Here is an 18,806-nt window from a genome sequence, read left to right as displayed (position 1 = left end):
GGCTTGACTAGCGCTGCGGGTGGGCGGGGAAGTCTACGCTGTCCTCGTCCGCCGCACGCAGAATCGACTCCAACGAACCCGCGGTTTCACCGCTGTAGGGCGATGTCCTGGCGGTTACTTCCAGACCTCGAGCCAACTCGGTCTCGTTCGCTAGGTGGGTGCGCAGAAAGGCGTGGGCGACGCGGCCGAGTTCGGCGAGGTCGAACCGCCCGCTGTAGGTTAGATCGCGCAATGTGCGTGCGGGAGTGGTCACAAAAAGATCGGACCGGGTCGTCCACTCATCGGCAGCTACCTCGCCAGAGTGCAGGACGATGCCAGGATGAGAGCTCCTTGGCCGGGCTGGGCCAGCGGGAAGCGTGAACTCCACGCCGAGTCCCGGCCGGTCACCAATCCCGTAGACCCGCAGCGCCGTGGCATGGGAGACAACGCCGCACCCCGGGGCATCCCGCAGCCACCCCGGCCGCTCCGGATCCAGCATCAGCCACTGGCTGTACAGCCGCGGAAAAAGATGCCTCCCACCAGCGCGAATACGCATCACCCCCTCGATGACAGGCTCAACGACCCCTGCTTCTTTGAAACGCCCAAGCTCGACGACGGAGACACCGGCTCTCTCCGCTTGCCGCTCCGTGACACACCCCCACTGACCTTCAGCCAAATCACATAGCGTAGCGACCCGATCGATCATGTGCTTATGCTAACGTATGGCGCCCGTTGGTGTAGACCGCGCAGACACAGCGCAGGGCACGGAGGGCGTGGACATGAGCAGCGAATGGCTTACCACGTTGGAAAGCGGTGAGGAACCCCACGTTCTCCATCGAATGCGCACTGGATGGGCAGTGCTAGGCAGCACGCAGCATCTCCCCGGCTACTGCCTGCTCGTCTACGCCGGATCGGCAAACCATCTGACTGACCTTCCCCGCCCAGAACGAATGGACTTCCTTTTTGACCTGTCCCTTCTCGGCGAGGCCGTCTCGCAGGTATGCGCGGCTCGGGACGAAGACTTTCTGCGGATCAACTACGAAGTGCTGGGGAACCTCTGGCCGCATCTCCACGGCCATGTACACGCACGTTACAGGTGGGAGGAGGAGAGTCTCCGGGTCGGCCCCGTTTACCTATATGGCGCGGAGCGGACGAAGAAGGAACACGCGATTAGCGCGGCACACAACCAGCTTCACGCCGATCTACGAGCGGCACTATCCACCCTCACACGCGACGCGTATGGCACGTGACGAGCGTCGTTGAACTCTCCTGGCGAGGGATGCGGTTACCAGCCGGACCCGGCATGTCTCAGTCTCTTCCCCCCGACCCGAGGCATGCCAGGCTGTTCGGGTCTACACCAGCGGCGCCGCGGCGGACACGCTGAGTGTCAGGCGGCTGGTCATGTCGAGTTTCACCTCGCCGTACGGGGCGACGTGCGTCCAGAATAACGGGGTCAGGCCGCGCCGGTCGGCGTCGGTGAGCTGCTCGGCCCAGGCGTCGTCGGCGAGGACGTCCTGGACCATGAGCGTGTTGACGTAGACCAGGGCGGCCTGCAGGACCCGTAGGCAGAGGACGGAGAGTTCCTGTTCGTCGCGGCGGTTGGTGGCGATGTCGCCGCCCTTGCCGAAGAAGATGACGCTGTTGGCGCGGTTCCAGGACTCGACGACGTTGAGGCCTTCGCCGATCTCGCGTTGCAGGTCCCGGTCGCGTAGGTAGCGGGCGACGAACAGGGTCCGCTGCGCCCGCCCGACCTCGATCATGGCCTGGTAGGTGGGGTGGATCGCGTTGGTCCGGGTGAAGCGGCGCAGGATCGCCTCGGCGGAGGCGGTGCCGGTCCGGATCGCGGTGGCGTATTTGATCATCTGGTCGTACTGTTCGGCGACGACATCCCAGCGGATCGGCCGGGTCAGCGCCGGACCGAGCCGCGGGTAGGCGTCCGGTTCGCCAGCAGCCGGCCGGTAGAGCCGAACCTTGTTGATCCGCTTGATACGTGGGAGCAGGTCGAAGCCGAGCAGACGGGTGATCCCGAAGCCGATCTCGGACTGGCCGTGGGAGTCGACGTAGGTGCCCTCGACCTCCATCGCCGTACCGTGCCGGATCGCGCCCTCGACCATCGCCGCGACCTCGGACGCGGTGCAGCTGATCAGCTGAGAGTGGATCGCCATGCTTTTACGTTCGACGTGCCAGTAGATCAGCACGCCGCGGCCGCCGTAGCGGGAGTGCCACTCGGTGAAGATGTTCTGGTCGAACGCGCCGAAGTGCGTCGAGTCGCTGGCCACCGCGGTGGAGCCGGAGCCCCAGACCTGCTGCGCCCGGGCGGCGAAGGTGGCGTTGGCGATCTCGACGGCGACCGTGCGGGCGAGCTCGGCGGTCAGATACCGGCGGCGCACGTAGCGCAGGTCGTCCTCGCTGTGGCCGTTCTGCGCGTTGCCGGCGACCGCGCGGATGCCGGTGTTGGTGCCGTAGGCGTAGATCGCGAGCATCAGCCGTTCGGCGAGCACCTCGGGGGCCAGGTCGCCACGGCCGGCCATGGTGGTCGCGGTCGCGAGGCAGCCGGTGCGCAGGACCGCCTCCTTGAGCATGTCGATCAGGGGGACGGTGCCCCACCGGGTCCGCACCTCGGCCTTGAGGCGGCGCAGGTTGCGCGGTTCGGGTGCGGCGTCGAGGTCGGTCAGCCGGATCGGGCCGTTCCTGCCCCGCTCGGCGATCTCCAGCCAGGGCAGCTTCGGCAGCGCGGTGTCGAGCGCCGCGAGTTCGGTCCGCATCTCCTCACGTAGCTGGTCGATGAAGGCGGTCGGGTCCAGCGGCTTACGCAGGGCGGCGTAGTGCGTGGCGCGCTGGGCCTCGAAGTCGGCTGGCAGGTCTTCATCGGGGTTGCGCCACTTCTCCGCGCCGACGACCCAGATCTCCTTGCAGCGCAGGCTGTCGCACAGGGCCTGGAAGGTGCAGATCTCGTAGACGCCGCGGACGACCCGCTTCGGGCCCTTGGCCGGGTCGGTGAACACCAGCTCGTTCCAGTCGCCCAGCAGCCCCTTGTGCGTCGGGACCGTCTCCCNGACGGGGAGGTACGTCAGCCGGGTGTCGGCGTATCGGCGGATCAGGTCGAGGGCGTCGAGGNCCGGCCGGTGGGTGTCGTTGTTCGACCGGAACTCCAACACGTCGAGCAGCGCGATCAGCCCGCGCCGGTAGTGGTTCGAGTACGACGCCTTCAGCGTGGTCCGCACGGTGCGCCGGTACACCGGCCCCTTCGTCTTGAACTCGGCCACCAGCTCCCGCAGCGTCTGCTCCCCACCCGCGACCGCCGGGAACACCACCTCACGGACCGGCTCGTCCGGACTGCTGAGCGAGGCCTCAGCGATCGCGAACAGGATGTTCTCCTTGCCGGTCACCCGCTTGAACGCGTTGATCAGCTCCTCGGTGACCTTCCGGTCCGCCCGCGCGCCGATCCGGTGCACCGTCGAGATCAGCAACTCCACCAGCGTGTCAGTGATCTCCCCGTGCCGGTGGTGCAGCAAGGCCGCGAGCAATGTCAGCATCAGCGGGTCGGGATGGTCACGCAGGTGCGACGGGGACTCCACCGCGGCCCGGGTCCGCCACGCCGCGACGACCCGCGGGGCGACATCGGCGAACAGACCGTCGGGCAGGTCGACCGCGCGGACCGCACGCAGCTTACGGATCTCGGTCAGCATCGAGTCCAGGCTGACGTTGCCCGGCACCGACTTGATCAACGCCAGCACCGACTCCTGACCGGTGTCGTCGTCCGGGACATCGACCGCGACCAGGGCGCGGATCAGCCACATCTACCAGAACTACGTACGGGCCGAGACGCACGCCGCCGCGAACGCCCCGCTGATCGCCGGGCAGGCCGACATCGCCACCGCGCAGGCGTGGGGCGGGGCCTGGTCGCCGCGGTCGACGGCACCCGGTTCGTCGTGCCGGTCCGCTCGATCCACGCCCGGCCGAACCCGAAGTACTTCGGCCGGCGTAAGGGCGCCACCTACCTCACCATGGTCAACGACCAGGGCGTGGAGGTGGCCGGAATGGTGCTGTCGGGCACGCCGCGGGACTCGCTGCATGCCATCGACCTGATGTACCGCAGGATCTTCAAGACCCTGCACGTGCTGGCCTACGTCGACGCCGAGTCCTACCGGCGAGCTATCAAACGGATGCGCAACCTGCAGGAAGGCCGCCACGGCCTGGCTAAGCACGTCTTCCNCGGCCGGCGNGGGGAACTACGCGAGCCGTACCACGCCGGCATGGAAGACCAGCTCGGCGCGCTCGGCCTGGTCATCAACTGCATCACGTTATGGAACACGGTCTACCTGGACGCGGCGTTGGACAAGCTGTGCGCCGAGGGCTACCCCGTCAACGGGCCGACGGGTCAGGCACCGCCTGCGGTGACGACGGCGTCGGTGAGGAACCCGGCGGTAAGCCCAGCCAGGATCCCGACGTAGAGCAGGTCCTTGCGGCCGAGGCGCGACGCCACCCCGATGAGCTGCACGACGACGTAGAGGATCGAACCCGCCGCCAGCGACAGGAAGATCACGCTCAGCGGGTCGCTGGNGAACTGCCGGCCGATGGCAGTGCCCGCCACGGTGGGACCGCCTCCGATGAGCCCACACAGCAGCAGGAAGCCCCAGCCGGGCCGGTCGGTCTCGGCGGCGAGCGGCGCGACGATCCCGAAACCTTCGGTTGCGTTGTGTAGCGCGAAGCCGATCACGAGGAGGGTGGCCAGGGCGATCTCACCCCGGCCGGCGCTGCCGCCGATGGCCAACCCCTCACCGAAGTTGTGCAGGCCGATGCCCACGGCGATGGTCATCGCGAGCCGGCGGGCCGGGGAATGGCCTGACTCGACCGGCGGTGTGCGTGCGGTGAGCTCGTCGGCCGCCATGGCACCCGGCCCGACGCGACGCGGCCGCCCGGCCGCATCGACGGGCTGTGGCCGGTGAGAACGGCGCGCGAGCGCACGTTCGTAGCCGAGCAGGCCCAGGAGCCCGATGGAAAGGCCGCCCAGAAACAACGCTCCGTACCCGAAGACTGGCGCGAGGCCGCCCGTGTGGTCATGCACCTTGCCCAGCGCGGCGTCGAGAGGCTCCCAGGCGTGCGCGAGCACGTCCCACACCAGGAAGATCAGGATACCGACCGCTGTCGCGTTGAGAAACTGGCTCACGGCCGGCATCGGCCGGCGCAGCCGGCCCAGCGGAAGACCGAGCAGGATCGTCACGCCCGCGACTAACCCGAGAATCAGTGTCCGTGTCTCGCTCACATCAGCCCCGTCGTCGTGTCCCCCACCGATGGAGCCGAAGCTTAGGTTAACCTCAGCTACGACACAAGCATGCGATCGCAAGCCGCGCTTGCCGCGGGAAGCAGCACCCGGACGTGCCCCGGCGCACGCCGATCCGGCGAGGCCGGCGACGTCATCTGGCACGAGTTCATGGGCGAAGTGGGCCGAGACCGGCCCGGCCGTACACCCTCCACGGCTATGAGCTGTTCAAGACCAAGCATCCGAGCCGTCTTCCAGCCGTAGGGGCCTGATCCAGGGCGGGCTGAGAGCTGAGGCGTGTTCGAGGTCGGATCTTCGCGGGCGACCCGACCGGCGCCCGCCACGGCTGGCCGCGCGGGCTCGAGCGGCCGGGGCTTGCGAGCTGAAGCAGTTTGCCCGAACCGCCGGCCGCGACGAGCTAGTGCTGGGTGCGGGCGGCGCGGCCGCCGGGGAACATGACGGCGAAGGTGGCGCCGCCGTACTGGTTGTACTGTTCGACGAGCGAGACGTCGCCTCCGCCGCTGCGCGCCACCCGTTTCGCGAGCGAGAGTCCGAGGCCGGAGCCCCCGTTCCCGCTCCAGCCGGGTTCGAACAACGTCTCCACCCACTGGTCGGGCACCCCGGGGCCGCTGTCGGCCACGAGTAGGGTCACGTTTCGGCCGTCGGCCCGCGCACTGACCCAGGCGCGGTCCGAGACCTGGAGTGCGTTGTTCAGGATCGGGGCGAGCGCGCGGATGGCGAGTACCTCGGGAACGTTGATCGAAAGCGCCGGGGACAGGTCGACGTTCACGTGGCCGCGGGGCAAAGGCAGGCCTTTGAGCTTGACCGCCAGGTCGTCCAGCTGCGTGCGGTCGCTGTGAAGCGCCTGGCGGTGGCGGCGGGCAAGGTCCAGCAGCGCACTGATCGTGTTGGACATCGACGCGCTGGAGTTCTTGATGAGTGCGACGTCCTCGCGCGCCTGGTCGTCCAGATCGGTGCGCAGCGCGAGCAGGTCGGCGGCTCCGTGGATGGTGGTCAACGGCGTCCGAAGCTCGTGGGCGAGCTCCGAGGTGAGACGCTGCTCGGCCCTGATGACGGAGGCGACCTTGTCCAGCAGCCCGTCCAGGGTGCTGCCGAGAGCCCGGATCTCGTTGGTCGGGGCTCCGAGTGCGAACCGGCGCTCGAGGTCGTGCTCGCTCCACTCGGCGGCCGTGCGTGCCATCTGCTCCACCGGGCTCAGCACCCGCCTGCTGATCCACGCCGCCGAGCCGGCGGCCATGAGGACGAGCAGCGCCCCGGCGATGATGGAGACCACCATCGCTGCCTGCTCGTTCCGCTCGTAGGGAGCCAGGGGCTCGGCGAGGATCACCACCCCCTGCAGCTTCGATGAGGTCGTGAAGGGCAGGGCCATGATGGCGAAGGGTTCGCCGCCTTCGACGATGCGCTGCCTGTCCGTTGTGGAAAGTTCCTTGTACTCCTCCTGCATGGAGGGCGGAATGGTTCCGGCGACCCGTGACCCCGAGGTGTCGTAGACCGCGACGCCCGGGTTGAGCTGGGATCGGGGCACGTGGAGGGCCCCGTCGGGTGACGCCGCACTGATGCTGGCCACCAGGGCCTTGACGTGATCGTTCAGCACCCTGTCCGTGGTGCTGCGCGCGGCGCCGGCGAGGGAGATCTGGACAACGATCACCAGACCGGCGGCGACGGCGCTGGCGAGGAGGGCCGTGATCGTGACGAGCTGTGCCCGCAGACTCAGTCGGTCCCGCCACCGCAGGCGCCAGGTCACGACCCGGGAAGCCCAGTTCGCCACCGTTCGCCTAGCCATCCTTCCGCGTCATCGTGAATCCGACGGCTCGAATCGTCTCGATTCCCGTCGGCGAGTCGATCGACTCGAGTTTGCTCCGCAGACGGCGGATGAAGGAGTCGACGGTGTTGTCGCTGACGATCGCTCCGTCGGGCCAGGCAGCGGCGATGACACTTCTTCTGCGCACCACCTCGTGCGGCCGAGCGGTGATCGCCGNCAGCATCCGGAACTCGGTGGGGGTGAGGCGTACCTGTCCCGCCGCGGTGCGGGCCGAGTGCGTGACCGGGTCGAGGACAAGCCCGCCCGCGCTGATGGCGCTGGCAGGTCCACGGCGCGCCAGAACCTCGAGGCGTGCCAGAAGCACCCGCAGGTCGAACGGCTTGGTGACATAGTCGTCCGCGCCGGCGGCGAAACCGGCAAGATGGTCGTGCGTCGCACCGAGCGCGGTCAGGAAGAGGACGGGAGCGCGCTGCCCGACTGACTTGAGCGCCTGGACGACATCGCGGCCGTCAGCGTCCGGCAGGCCGATGTCCATGATGATCACGCCGACGTTGTTGTCCGGGCTGAACTGGCGGAGCGCCTCGCGGCCATCGTGGGCGACGACCACCTCGTAGCCAGCCTGACGCAGCCCTCGGACAAGGATGGTCCGGATGGACTCCTGGTCCTCGCAGACCCCGATCGTGATCATCGCTTCCTCCGTCAGTACTGCGACCCTTCATGTCCGGTCCGCATGATGACGAGCAGAACCTGCACGCAACCTTGACGGCCAGTCGGCGCTTCGCGGCGCAGACTCGGCGGCGGGCGCCGAGCCGAGGTGTTCTCCGCGTCGCGGCGACGCCTGCTCGTGACCCAGACGCTCGGGCCGACACTCGTACAGGTTGATTGCAGGATCTCTTCGCGATGCTGCCACACATGACCACCGAACTGACCGTCAGCCGACCCTCCTCCCGGGAGGGCGAGATGCTGAACAAGGTCCCCGAGATCACGATCTGGTTCTGGGTAATCAAGATCCTCTGTACCACCGTCGGCGAGAGCTTCGCCGACTGGATCAACATGACGCTCGGCGTCGGCCTCACCAGGACGGCGCTCCTGTTCACCGCTGTCCTGGCCGCGGTGCTCTATGCGCAGATGCGGCTGCGCCGATACGTGCCGTTGGCCTACTGGCTCACCGTCGTGGTCGTGAGTATCACCGGCACGCTCTACACCGACATCCTCACGGACAGCCAGGGCGTTCCGCTGAAGGTGAGCACCACGATCTTCGCTCTCCTCCTGGCGGTCGTCTTCGGCGTCTGGTACGCGCGTGAGCGCACCCTGTCGATCCACAGCATCACCTCGACGCCCCGCGAGGCGTTCTACTGGCTCGCGGTCCTGGTGACCTTCGCGCTCGGTACCGCCGCCGGCGACTGGACCCTCGAACTCAGCGGCTGGGGCCCGGGCAAGGCGGTCCTGCTCCCGGCCGCCCTCATCGCGATCGTCGTCGTCGCCTGGCGGTTCGGCGGGCAGCCGGTGCTCGCCTTCTGGTTGGCCTATATCCTCACCCGGCCGCTGGGCGCCAACATCGGCGACTGGTTCGCAACCCCGAAATCCGAGCAGGGACTGGGCCTGGGCACCGCTCTCACCAGTGTGATCTTCCTCGTCGCCATCGGGGCCACCGTCCTCTACCTCACCTGGTCGAAGGCGGACGTCATCCCCGAGTCGGAGGCGCCGGACACCGGCGTCCACGGCGCGGGCCCCGGCCGAGAGCGACTCGCCCTCAGCCTCTACGCCGTGGCCGCACTCGCGGCCGGGCTTCTGCTCCACCACACCGCGCAGACCCCGCACACCTCTCCGATCGCGGCGGAGGAGGGCGGATCGGCCTCCAACACCATCCAGCTCACCCCCGCCCAGGCAGTCGCTCACTTCCCAGCGGCCGATATCGCCAGCCTCAAGGCGATCGTCGACGACACGCTCACCAAGGTGAACACGGGCGACCAGAGCGGTGCCAAGGCCCGGATCAAGGGTCTCGAGACGACCTGGGACGATGATGAGTCCACGCTCAAGCCCATGGACAGCAACGCCTGGACGTTCCTCGACGGTCGGATCGACGACGCCCTCAGCGCAGTGCGGGCATCCCACCCTGACCCCGCCAGCGAGAAGCAGGCGTTGACCGCGCTGTCCACGTCTTTGGGCGGCTGACGAGTCACCGGACGGTGGATGGTCATCAAGCCGGCTGCCGCGCCTCTGTGGGAGAGGCACGGCAGCCGCCTCGGCGAGTGCGCGGCGTAGGCGGGTCCTGTCGGCCTCAAGGACCCNGCTGGTTGGCACTGTTGCGTCGGCGAAGCTCGCCATCTCGGCGACCGATCAGTCATGCTCGAGTGATGCGTCGACGTCGTGTCCGTCCACCGGTTCCGACGTCAGAATTCGCCGGGTTCCGGTTCCCGCCGAAGGTGATTGTCCAGGGCGGCGCCTGTGGGCGTGTTCCCAGGGGGTGGGGCAACGGGGCCCGGTAGGGACGGGATTGCCTAGCTAGGGGGACCGCGCCGAGTGCGAACCAGCCGATCAGCGGCCAGCGCAGCTCCCGGTGATTGAACCAGGCCCGGCTGCCGTTGCTGGACAACTGGGTCAGCGTCAGCACGGGCACCGCGAAGCGCAGCCCGAACAGTGCGGTAAACACCGGCAGGAGCAACACGCCGCCGCCGACGCGGCCAACAGCGTCAGCCCGGGCGTTGAGCTTCGGTTTCTTGCCGCGGAGCCGGCCCTTGGCCTTGGCGATCTTCATGCCTTCCCGGGTCCGCATCCGCAGACCCGCGGCGCCGGCGGTGAGCTGCTGCTGCCGCTGGGCATCTTCCGGGACCGCAACTTCGCGCTCTCGAACGTCGCCGTCGCCGCGGCTGGCGCGGCCGTCCCGGCGGTGCTGGTGCCGCTGTACTTCTATCTGGAATCGGTGCGCGCGATGTCCGGCGCGGACGCCGGGCTCGTGGTCGCGCCGATGGCGATCCTCGCGATGGTGTGCGTGCCGATCATTGGGATCTTCGGGGACCTGATCCATCCGCGGGTGATCCCCTCGGCGGGTTTCGCGCTGTTCGCGGTCACGCTGATGATTTTCGCGATGTTCATGACGCCGGACTCAGTCATTGGCTGTTCGTAGCATATGGGTATGGGCGAAACGGGCACAGGGCCAGGGCAGGCGCGGATTCGGCGTCAGGCGCGGTACGGGCGTAAGCGGGCGTCGCGGGAGGACTGGGCGGGGCAGTCCGCGGCGATCTACTGCCGGATTTCGCACGTGGCGGACGAGGACCAGACGGGGGTGGACCGGCAGGAGCGGATCTGCCGGGAGGTGGTGCGCCGGTTGGGGTTGCGGGTGGCGCATGTGTTCGTCGACAACAACCGGTCGGCGTGGAAGCGTGATCGTAAGCGCAAGGGGTGGGATCGGCTGTTGGAGGTGGCGCGTGCTGGTGAGGTTCAGCATGTGGTGGCCTACCATCCGGACCGGCTGATGCGACAGCCGAAGGATCTTGAGGAGTTGTTGGCGATCTCGGATGATCGGGACATCACTCTTCATGGGCAGGCCAACCAGCGGGACCTGTCCGATCCGGATGACCGGTTCTTCCTGCGGATCGAGGTGGCGCATGCGTGCCGGTCGTCGGATGACACGTCGCGGCGGATGAAGGACGCGATGGTGGACCGGGCCAACGACGGGAAGCCGCATCCGGGCAAGCGCCGGTTCGGCTACACACCGGACGGCATGAGCATCGTCGAGGCGGAGGCGGAGGTGGCGCGGGACATCGCCGCGCGTTACCTGGACGGCGCCACGTCGATCCAGATCGCCGCTGTGCTCAACGAGCAGGGCAAGGTGACCGCCAGCGGGCGGCCGTGGGACGAGTTCTCCGTGCTGGCGGTGTTGGACTCGCACCACGCGGCGGGNATCCGGGNGTTTNGAGGNGAGGAGATCGGTCAGGGGATCTGGCCTGCGATCTTCGATCCGGGGACGTGGGCCGAGATCCGCGACCGGCGTTCCTACCGGGCCGCCGCGCACGCGGCGACCAGGACCCCCGCCCGGTTCTTCCTGCTGCGCGGGATCGTGACGTGCAAGCGGTGCGGCACGCGGATGGCCGGTACCGGTGGGCATGTCTCGCCGGGTTACCTGTGCTCGCGCAAGTACCGCACGGATGAGCAGAAGTGCTCCCGGCGGATCAACGCTCCGGCGTTGGAGGCGTTCGTCACGGATGCGGCGGTGGATCTGCTGACGCGGTTGGACCCGTCGGGGCAGGAAGCCGCCGCGACGTTGACGGATGCCGACCAGGCCGCGATCGAGGAGGACAACGCGGAGCTGGCGGAGTTGAAGGCGATGTGGAACGCCCGGGAGATCAAGTCGCGGGAGTACCGGGAGATGCGCCGCACCGTGGAGGAGCGGATCAAGAAGGTGCAGCGCAAGACGGTGGTGCGCCCGGCGGTGGAGGTGCTGGCGGGGCTGACCGGGCCGCATGCCCGCGCGGCGTGGGNTGCGCTGGTGGAGGCCGAGGAGTACGAGCGGATGAACGCGGTGCTGCGGTTCCTGTTCGCCGCTGTGGTGATCGACGAGTCGCGGGTGCCGCGTGGCCAGTTCGACTACAGCCGTATCCACATCGATCAGAACCCGCTGTGACCCTGGCGGGTAGCAGACGCGCAACGGCCGCGGGGCCGCCCACGGTGAACGTGGGCGGGCGCCCCGTGCCGTTGTCGGTCTGTTCGTGCCGCTGTGGCGTTCTCAGGCCGCGTGGGGGCCGTCTCGCCCGTCGTCGGTGGCGGTGTCGGGTGGGGACAGCAGTCGGGCGAGGCGGTCGGCCGAGCGGCGGCTGATCGTGGTGGTGAATCCGGCGCAGACCCGCGCGAGGTGAAACGCCCGGTCGGTCGGATCACCGCCCGGCGGGTCGGTGGTCGATGGCTGGTCCGGTGGTCCGTCGTCGTCGGTGGGGGTCGGCGTGGAGGGGGGACGACGGGTAACGGACGGACCGACCAACGGCACCTCACACGGCGATGCGCCTGGTCGGGTCGACCGGGCGCGCGGTGCGGGGACACGGCGAAACAGGCCCTGACATCAATCACAACGCCGACCGGCGGCTATCTATTCCAAACGCAGGCAAACACAGGCAAACAGCGATCAGCGGTGTAGCGCGTAGCGGTGGTACCCGCCGTCCACCGGCCGCCAGAGCCGCGTGGACGGCTTGGCCGCGTCGGGCCGCTACCCGCTACACCTCTACGTCCGCGCAGGTCAGCGCGGCCACGGCGTGTAGCGGCGTAGGTAGCGCAGCCGCTACCCCCGCCCCACGCCGCTACCCCCGCCGGACCGCGCCGCGACGAGCCCGGCCGGATCGGGACAGCATCGCCGTCAAGCTGCCCGCCCGGAACGTGCGGGCGGGGGTAACCGGTAAGGCCCGCCTGGGCGACCCGAGAGCCGTATTAGGCCGGGTTGACGGGTCGGGCCGCGCCGCGGGTTACCCGTTACACCGATGCTCGTGCGCAGGTCAGCGCAGGTCTCACGAGTAACCGAGGGTGTAACTCTGCGGTTACGGTCCTGCCCGGCGGTTACACGTCGACGGGCCGCCACCGGTGTCCGTGGGCGGCCCGGTGGCGGGTTCTCAGGCCGCGTGAGAGTCCTGCTGCCCGTCGTCGTCGGGCGGGGACAGCAGTCGGGCGAGGCGTTCCGCCGAGCGGCGGCTGATCGTGGTGGTGAATCCGGCGCAGACCCGCGCGAGGTGAAACGCCCGGTCGGTCGGCCCNCCCGCCTCTGGCGCCGGTTCGGCGCCATCCGCGCCCGTGCCCGCCGCTCCGGTCCGCGGCGGCCCGTCCGCGCTGTGCGGTGGATCGTCGCGCGGGTCGGTGTGAGCGGGACGGGGCAGGCGGGACGGATCGACCACGGCACCTCACAGAACAGGCAGAGGGGGAATTCGGCGAATAAACGCTAACCGTGCGATCCGCTTTCGCCAAGAGCGGCACGTTCCGCAGGCCACCCCCCTGCCCGCGACCATGATTAGATAGGATGCCAGTAGGCAACTAAGTCTTGGCCCACTTGGGTACACCCCAGATACCCTCCGAGCTGCGCAGATGCGCCACGCCGGGTGTACCCACTAAGCAGGTACACGGTTGGGGTCTCCGTTGGGTACGCGGACGGGGCACCGGTTGGGACATCCGGCAAACGGGGCATTTTATCGCAAAAGCGGCACGGCGGTGTGGGCGAGATCACAGCGAAAGGGGGTTCCCTGTGGGCCTGCTGGCGTCCGTGCCAGATGCCGCTGTCAGGGAAAGCCGACAACTGTGGTTGTCGCTCGGCTGCCATGCGCGCGAGCTATACCGCTGCCGGAGAACGGCACGGAAAGGGGCCACATCACGGCTCCGCAGGCCGCTCCTATACTTTCAACAGTACCCGTTGGGTATTTAAGTCGCGGAGTACTTGGGTGGGTGTGAAAGGTGCTATGACCTGCGCCAGTGCGGCATCGCAGACCCACCCGTCTTTACGGGGGGTCNGGCGGGCGGGCCGATGGGGGGTCCGGTGGGCGGACCAACGGGAAGCCGGACAATTCTGGCCAAGCAGGATGTAGCGGACCTGCGGCCGCCTGCGGACGCGCTGATGCCCAGCGGCCGGGGCCACGGCCGTCCAGAACCGACGCCCGGACCCACCGGACACCCACCGAGGCGCCTCGACTGAACACGTAGACCGTGGGGGTACGAGTCGGGATGTCCTCGGGTGACCCCAGCGGCAGCGCGACCTGCGCCAGCACGCCCCAGCGGGATAGCGGCTCAAACGGGAGATCGGAACGGCGACCGGTACGGCTACACGACGGGCGGGGGGCGTGCCGCGATGATGTTCAGAGCGCAGGTTGCCATGGCCACGGTCGCGGACCGAGGAGTCCCCGTATGGAATCCACGCGTTTCCGTGCCTCGGATTGCCATCCATCGTCTTTTGAAGCCTGCTGAGCTACGTAACAGGCCATGCGTAGCTCGCGAATGTCCCGGAGGGTTTCGAAGCCGCTCCAGTTCGTGACGTCGTGGCCGTAAACCTCGACGAACTCAGCGTACTCTCCGGCTGTGATCCAGGCGAAGGAGCTGTGTTTGATGGCGGTCGATACGAGGTCCCATTCAGGTGGGCCGATAGAGAAGCGTTCGAGGTCGAGGAGTACGGTTTGGCCGTCAGGGGTGACCACGAGGTTCCCTCCCCACGCGTCGCCGTGAACGGCGCTGAGCGGCAGCCCTGGCGGCAGGCTGTTGTACCGACTTGTTAGAGTCTCGACTCGGTTTCGCAGCCAGTGACGGTCAGCGGCGGTTAGCGTGCGTGCCCCCTCGATGCGCTCGCGTAGCCGTGTCATGGGNGACAGGGGNTCGAGCGTAAATCCAGTCGGTGGTGGAATGGCGTGAAGTGCCCGCAATGCTGCTGCCACCTCCCGTGGTGTCCCGTGTCGGTGCGGGGGTAGTTCCTGCCAGAACGTCACGGCGTGCCCGCTGATGACAACTGGCTGATGGGCGGCGCCTGGCAGCGCCAGCGCGCGAACGGCAGGGAAACCGTTCTCTTCAAGCCAGCGGGAGACCGTCACCTCTTTGGCTGCGACTTTCTCCTGGCCTGCGCGGCTTATGCGGGCGATAATGCCGCCCGGGAGACGGAAGATGGTGTTCTCGCCCTCCCGGAGGAGTTCGGCCGAGCCGTACGGAACACCCGCGTGGACGCAGGCTGTCCGCAGTAGTTCTGTACTGTCCCCGCTCGGCTTGTCGCGATGCTGGCCGCTCATGCGGAGCTGGTGACCGTCTGAATGTTATGCCTGAGTTCCGCGACTTCATCGATCCGTTCGTGTCGTTTCGCGAATGTTCCTAGCTCGCGTATGTCATCTGCCGCCCGTCGAGAATGTACTTGTCCTGCGGCGCGGAGTGCCGCGGAGCCGACGATGGCCGCTTCTTGCGGGTCGCCGGTCTTCATCATGAGCGACGCGAGTTTTGTCTGGCTGATGGCTATGGACCGGGCGAACGTGGCGCTGTGTCCAGTGACCGCACCGTCCAGACGCCGCGCAGCCTCCGGCGCGTGCCTGGCGTTTCTGACCGCCAGATCGAAAACGGCGTGACCGGTGTCTCCGACGTGTTGAGCGAGGTCGTAGTAGGCCATCCAGACCGGATCGTTTTCCGGCTCGGACTGGCTAAACTCGTCGTCGGCCTGGCCGATGATCCGTAGCGTCTCCTGCTCCCGACCCAGCTTTGCGAGCGCACGTGCCTTGGCGGCAAGGAGCATGGCGCGTTCGGTGGGCGTAAGGCGTTCGGCACGAATGAAAGCGACGTCTACCAGCGTGAGGCCCATATCAGGGTCGCCTCGCCAGATAGCCTGCCTGGCCATCGACGAAAGCGCTTTTGCTCTCAGGTGCCAGTCACCCGCCTCCTCGGCACACGCGAGCGCGAGAGAGAACATTCTTCGAGCATCCTCGTGGACGTAGGCGTCGAACGCCATGAACGCTGCGGTATGCGCGAGGAAGCCGACCGAGGTAAACAGTTCGTCGCGCAGACGTTCCGGGCAGCGTGCGTTCAGGAGATTCACGGCGTAGCGGAGCTGGCCGGCGACCGCCTCGCGTACGAGCCCGCCGCCGTACGTGTGGTCAACCGTTCCGAACAGACGCGCCGCCATTCGCAGTTGATCAATCTCTTCGCGCCCCACGACGGCGGGCACGTCGGGAGGGGGACTCGTGGCCAGCTCGGTGAAGGAGCCGGTCACGACGGCGGCGCCTACGCCTGCCATGGCGCGCAAGAACTCGCTTCGGTTCACGTCCTCAGTGTTCCGCTCTGTGCGACGTGGTCGACGGAAGCCCAGCTCCCGATCTTGCTTGGTGGCCAGGACGGCGTGAAACGCCTGCCGGTACAGCGCGTCAGGCCAGCGGATCAAGCCGCGTTCCAGCTTGCCGATGTAGTTCCCGTCGATCGCCGTCTCACGCCCGGTCTGCTCGTAGATCCAGGCGTTGACCATCTCGGCTAGCTCGCGTCGGGCCAGGGGCTCGCCTGGTGCCTCGGGCGACTCCACACGGACGCGGGCCGCCCGGAACAGGTGGTTCGGTTCCGCCATCGTCTCGTTCCTTCCGGGGCGCTAACGGCCCATCATGGCACGCCCGCCATGCGGCCGTAAGTGGTCCGTCACGGGCCGTAGACGATCAATCCCCCCTATCATCCCCTTGACATCCCTGCTCCCTGACCTGCCGGCATGAGCCGTGGACGCGCTGAACTGAAAGAAGGCCACACGGTGGCCGAAGAACACGCGGCGGAACGAGCGGGAAAGGGCGTCGGCATCATCATGGCCGGAATTAGCCTACGAGTCGAGTTGGAACGTCTACGTGATCGTATGCGCGCCGTTGGGATGACGCATGAAGAGATCGCCGCCGAGTTCTCGCGTCGCTATCGGCTGCGCCCCCGGCCCGCTTTTCGCCACGCTCACGGCTGGACGCTGCAACTGGCCGCTGACCGTATCAACGCCCGTGCCGCGGATCTGGACATCGACCCACAGGGCAAGGCGACCATGACCGTGCCTCGCCTGAGCGAATTGGAGAACTGGCCAAATTCCACTCGCCGCAGGCCGACCCCGCAGATGCTCGCGCTTCTCGCCTCCGTATACGGGACCGACGTACACAGCCTCTTGGACATCGCCGACCGCGAACACCTCCGACCGGAGGACAGGCTTCTCCTCGACACGATGAAGGCGGCCGGTCATAGGCCACAAGACCCGACGTCGGACGCCGATACGCCGGGTATCCCCGAGCGGCCGTTCCCGCCCGCACGGCCGCCGCGCTCTCCCTATTTCGGNCTCNCCNCCCNCCCGCCACAACCAGAAGACCTCACCACGACGAACGTGCTGCTCTATCTCCAGCGGCTCAGGACAAGCCCCGTCGCGGGCGCAGGTGGCCCTGAGCCCGATCACATCGCGTGGGCAGCTCTCACCGAGCGGGCAGACGCCATCGCCCACGAGTTGCGCTGGCTCACCAGTCACGTGACCAGAATCGCCGGACGGATCAGTACCGCCCCCGACCATCACAACCCGCAGGAAGGCGGCGGGTGCTGCCGTGCTCGCCCCGGCGTCCCGGATCACGACTCAGGCCATTGCGCCGACCTATAGGCGGTATCCGATGACAGGCACCCAGCGTCTCCGGCCAGCGGTCTACGTCGAGGTGTACCGGGCTCCCGCGACCGCCGCATCGGTGGGCGACATACGGCGGCATGTCGTCGAACTGGTCCAGCAACGAGGAGCCGAAGACTGCGCCTATACGGCCGAGCTGATCGTGAGCGAACTCGCCACCAACGCCGTGAAAGCGTCTGAAACTGCGAGACAACCGATGATCGCCGTCCGGACGTCCTTCATCGGCCGCCTACTCACCGTCGAAGTCTGGGACGGAAGCCCTGCGCTACCGGAGGCAAGACCCACCGATCTCGACTCGGAAGGCGGCTTGGGACTATTGCTCGTCGACGAACTCGCGCAACGCTGGTCGTACTACCTCACAAAATTAGGGAAGGTCGTTTGGGCGGAGATCCCCCTCCCCGAGCCCGTCGCCGTGGATAACCTCTCAGGCCCAAAACAGACAGACTTGCCAAGACGCGAGCTGCTTACGGGGCTACGCACGCGCCTATCGGACTTCTCAGCCGACTTCGTGACCGACATGGCGACACTCCGGCGCGTCGTGGACCGCCTCCGCGCGCTCGACGACTGGACGACTGGCGAGTAACTGCCCCAAACTCAGGAACTCATTACAGAAAGCCGGGAGTCCAGATGGAACGACCGTTGGCCTATGGATACTTCAGTCTCACCGCAGAGGATGACGACGAAGTCTCCCGCCTCAACAGGCAGGTCAAGGACTACGCCGACGCCGAGAGCTATGTCCTCGCCGAGATCTACGTTGACCGCAACATGCCACCGGGCCGACTCATTCGACCTGCGCTGACCACGCTGCTCGACTGCCTCCGCCACGATGACCGCTGTAGCGTCATCGTGCCTAGCGCCGACCACATCTCGCCCTGGCCGCTGATTAGAAAAGCGATAGCAATGGAAATCCAGCTTCTCGGCGCGAAGCTGGTCGTCGCCAGCAACACAGCTCACGAACCGCCCGGCGTCGCCGCATGGCGGGCCGAACGGGACACCGGGCAACAGCTGTGACCACATCTCACACCTCCAACATTGCGTTCGCCGGGCTCACGGCGGCCGGAAAGACGACCCACGCAAAGCGGCTGGCGGACGAACTTGGCTACCAGTACGTCTCCGCGACCGAGATCCTGTTGGAGATTCTCGGAATAGAGCAGACCGGCGAGTCCGTCTGGCTCACTCGACTCGGTGAGACCAACGCGGCCCGCAGCAACGGATCAGTAGACGCCGAGTTGGAGGAACGGCTCGTCTCGCTGAACCGGACCCGACAGAGAACCGTCTTCGACACGTGGGCACTCGCGTGGATCGGTGACAGCCCGCTCCTGCGTATCTGGATCGAATCCGACCTCGAATCGCGAGTCAGAAAATGTCTTGTCTCTCAGGGTGATCGAAGAACGAGCCCCGATCGGTGCAGATCCCTCCTCGACGAGAAGGACAGTTTCAACCGTCAGCTATTTCAGCGACGACACGGTTTCGACCTGTTCACCGACAGGCACCGCTATGACGCCGTCCTCGATAACAGCCATCTGATACCTAACCCTACAGAGTCCGCGGCCCGCTCCGGGATCGAGGCATTCGCGCCCGTCATCCATGCCGTAGCGACCTGCGTCATGGCCGACGACCAGGCGGAAGCCGAGCGCCTGATCCAGACCCATCCGCAGGAAGTTCGACGG

General features: G+C 67.4%; 15 protein-coding genes and 2 pseudogenes. 8 read left to right on the top strand and 9 right to left on the bottom strand.

Features of this window, described 5'->3' with window-relative positions:
• Nucleotides 1-7: 7 nt before the first annotated feature.
• On the bottom strand, nt 8-535 hold the full coding sequence (locus tag ALLO2_RS17340) for a hypothetical protein (protein ID WP_011436777.1): 528 nt from the start codon (nt 533-535) through the stop codon (nt 8-10).
• 166 nt (nt 536-701) lie between these two features.
• On the opposite strand from ALLO2_RS17340, the gene ALLO2_RS28340 reads away from it, so the two are divergent.
• Entirely contained in the window at nt 702-1,229 is a 528-nt protein-coding gene (locus ALLO2_RS28340) for an HIT family protein (protein ID WP_011436778.1), read from the top strand.
• A gap of 102 nt (nt 1,230-1,331) precedes the next feature.
• On the opposite strand, the gene ALLO2_RS17330 is transcribed toward ALLO2_RS28340, so the two are convergent.
• The gene (locus ALLO2_RS17330; protein ID WP_035733435.1) at nt 1,332-3,779 is read right to left on the bottom strand and encodes a Tn3 family transposase; all 2,448 of its coding nucleotides are present in this window, start codon (nt 3,777-3,779) and stop codon (nt 1,332-1,334) included.
• Between the two features lie 87 nt (nt 3,780-3,866).
• Here ALLO2_RS17330 and ALLO2_RS23495 point away from each other — a divergent pair, with 87 nt between their 5' ends.
• Nucleotides 3,867-4,433, top strand: a complete 567-nt coding sequence (locus ALLO2_RS23495; protein ID WP_051875354.1) for a Tn3 family transposase — start codon at nt 3,867-3,869, stop codon at nt 4,431-4,433.
• Here ALLO2_RS23495 and ALLO2_RS17320 read toward each other — a convergent pair.
• From ALLO2_RS17320 to ALLO2_RS17310, 3 genes are all read right to left on the bottom strand, one after another.
• Complete coding sequence (locus ALLO2_RS17320; protein ID WP_035733433.1) at nt 4,361-5,245, bottom strand: ZIP family metal transporter; 885 nt, start codon at nt 5,243-5,245, stop codon at nt 4,361-4,363. The genes ALLO2_RS23495 and ALLO2_RS17320 overlap by 73 nt on opposite strands.
• Nucleotides 5,246-5,660: 415 nt before the next feature.
• Nucleotides 5,661-7,046, bottom strand: coding sequence for a HAMP domain-containing sensor histidine kinase (locus tag ALLO2_RS17315; protein WP_011436781.1), 1,386 nt, complete (start codon nt 7,044-7,046; stop codon nt 5,661-5,663).
• On the bottom strand, nt 7,039-7,713 hold the full coding sequence (locus ALLO2_RS17310) for a response regulator transcription factor (protein ID WP_035733432.1): 675 nt from the start codon (nt 7,711-7,713) through the stop codon (nt 7,039-7,041). The genes ALLO2_RS17315 and ALLO2_RS17310 overlap by 8 nt, the downstream gene beginning before the upstream one ends.
• 212 nt (nt 7,714-7,925) lie before the next feature.
• On the opposite strand from ALLO2_RS17310, the gene ALLO2_RS17305 reads away from it, so the two are divergent.
• Together ALLO2_RS17305 and ALLO2_RS27400 are read left to right on the top strand one after the other, a co-directional pair.
• Nucleotides 7,926-9,200 carry a hypothetical protein gene (locus tag ALLO2_RS17305; RefSeq protein WP_011436783.1) on the top strand — a complete coding sequence of 425 codons (1,275 nt, stop codon included), beginning with the start codon at nt 7,926-7,928 and terminating at the stop codon, nt 9,198-9,200.
• A gap of 182 nt (nt 9,201-9,382) precedes the next feature.
• Nucleotides 9,383-9,460 (top strand): annotated as a pseudogene (locus ALLO2_RS27400) (IS6 family transposase); the annotation flags it as partial.
• A gap of 254 nt (nt 9,461-9,714) precedes the next feature.
• Here ALLO2_RS27400 and ALLO2_RS28335 read toward each other — a convergent pair.
• Nucleotides 9,715-9,807, bottom strand: a pseudogene (locus ALLO2_RS28335) (recombinase family protein); the annotation flags it as partial.
• Nucleotides 9,808-10,161: 354 nt separating this feature from the next.
• Here ALLO2_RS28335 and ALLO2_RS17295 point away from each other — a divergent pair.
• Nucleotides 10,162-11,649 (top strand): recombinase family protein, encoded by a 1,488-nt coding sequence (locus ALLO2_RS17295; protein ID WP_232235161.1) that lies wholly within the window; start codon nt 10,162-10,164, stop codon nt 11,647-11,649.
• 102 nt (nt 11,650-11,751) lie between these two features.
• Here ALLO2_RS17295 and ALLO2_RS17290 read toward each other — a convergent pair whose 3' ends face one another.
• From ALLO2_RS17290 to ALLO2_RS17280, 3 genes are all read right to left on the bottom strand, one after another.
• On the bottom strand, nt 11,752-12,003 hold the full coding sequence (locus ALLO2_RS17290; RefSeq protein ID WP_023840299.1) for a hypothetical protein: 252 nt from the start codon (nt 12,001-12,003) through the stop codon (nt 11,752-11,754).
• 1,846 nt (nt 12,004-13,849) lie between these two features.
• Nucleotides 13,850-14,764: an aminoglycoside phosphotransferase family protein gene (locus ALLO2_RS24735; RefSeq protein ID WP_084588475.1), complete on the bottom strand. Its 915-nt coding sequence runs from the start codon at nt 14,762-14,764 to the stop codon at nt 13,850-13,852.
• Nucleotides 14,761-16,074 (bottom strand): hypothetical protein, encoded by a 1,314-nt coding sequence (locus ALLO2_RS17280; protein ID WP_011436789.1) that lies wholly within the window; start codon nt 16,072-16,074, stop codon nt 14,761-14,763. The genes ALLO2_RS24735 and ALLO2_RS17280 overlap by 4 nt, the downstream gene beginning before the upstream one ends.
• 1,051 nt (nt 16,075-17,125) lie before the next feature.
• On the opposite strand from ALLO2_RS17280, the gene ALLO2_RS23490 reads away from it, so the two are divergent.
• The 3 genes from ALLO2_RS23490 to ALLO2_RS17260 form a co-directional block, all read left to right on the top strand.
• Nucleotides 17,126-17,719: an ATP-binding protein gene (locus tag ALLO2_RS23490; protein ID WP_011436791.1), complete on the top strand. Its 594-nt coding sequence runs from the start codon at nt 17,126-17,128 to the stop codon at nt 17,717-17,719.
• A 44-nt stretch (nt 17,720-17,763) separates the two neighbouring features.
• Nucleotides 17,764-18,147 carry a recombinase family protein gene (locus ALLO2_RS17265; protein ID WP_011436792.1) on the top strand — a complete coding sequence of 128 codons (384 nt, stop codon included), beginning with the start codon at nt 17,764-17,766 and terminating at the stop codon, nt 18,145-18,147.
• Nucleotides 18,144-18,806: cytidylate kinase-like family protein (locus ALLO2_RS17260; RefSeq protein WP_232235160.1), on the top strand; the 663-nt coding region annotated here is incomplete at its 3' end. The genes ALLO2_RS17265 and ALLO2_RS17260, both read left to right, overlap by 4 nt.

This window comes from Frankia sp. Allo2, assembly GCF_000733325.1.
In the GTDB taxonomy this organism is placed as follows: domain Bacteria; phylum Actinomycetota; class Actinomycetes; order Frankiales; family Frankiaceae; genus Frankia; species Frankia casuarinae.
This window is presented reverse-complemented; position numbering and strand designations above follow the sequence as displayed.

Coding starts and splice junctions, on each gene's coding strand:
- ALLO2_RS28340 (WP_011436778.1), top strand. CDS start 702: ATGGCGCCCGTTGGTGTAGACCGCGCAGACACAGCGCAGGGCACGGAG.
- ALLO2_RS17305 (WP_011436783.1), top strand. CDS start 7,926: ATGCTGCCACACATGACCACCGAACTGACCGTCAGCCGACCCTCCTCC.
- ALLO2_RS17315 (WP_011436781.1), bottom strand. CDS start 7,046: ATGGCTAGGCGAACGGTGGCGAACTGGGCTTCCCGGGTCGTGACCTGG.
- ALLO2_RS23490 (WP_011436791.1), top strand. CDS start 17,126: ATGACAGGCACCCAGCGTCTCCGGCCAGCGGTCTACGTCGAGGTGTAC.
- ALLO2_RS17265 (WP_011436792.1), top strand. CDS start 17,764: ATGGAACGACCGTTGGCCTATGGATACTTCAGTCTCACCGCAGAGGAT.
- ALLO2_RS17280 (WP_011436789.1), bottom strand. CDS start 16,074: ATGGCGGAACCGAACCACCTGTTCCGGGCGGCCCGCGTCCGTGTGGAG.
- ALLO2_RS17340 (WP_011436777.1), bottom strand. CDS start 535: ATGCGTATTCGCGCTGGTGGGAGGCATCTTTTTCCGCGGCTGTACAGC.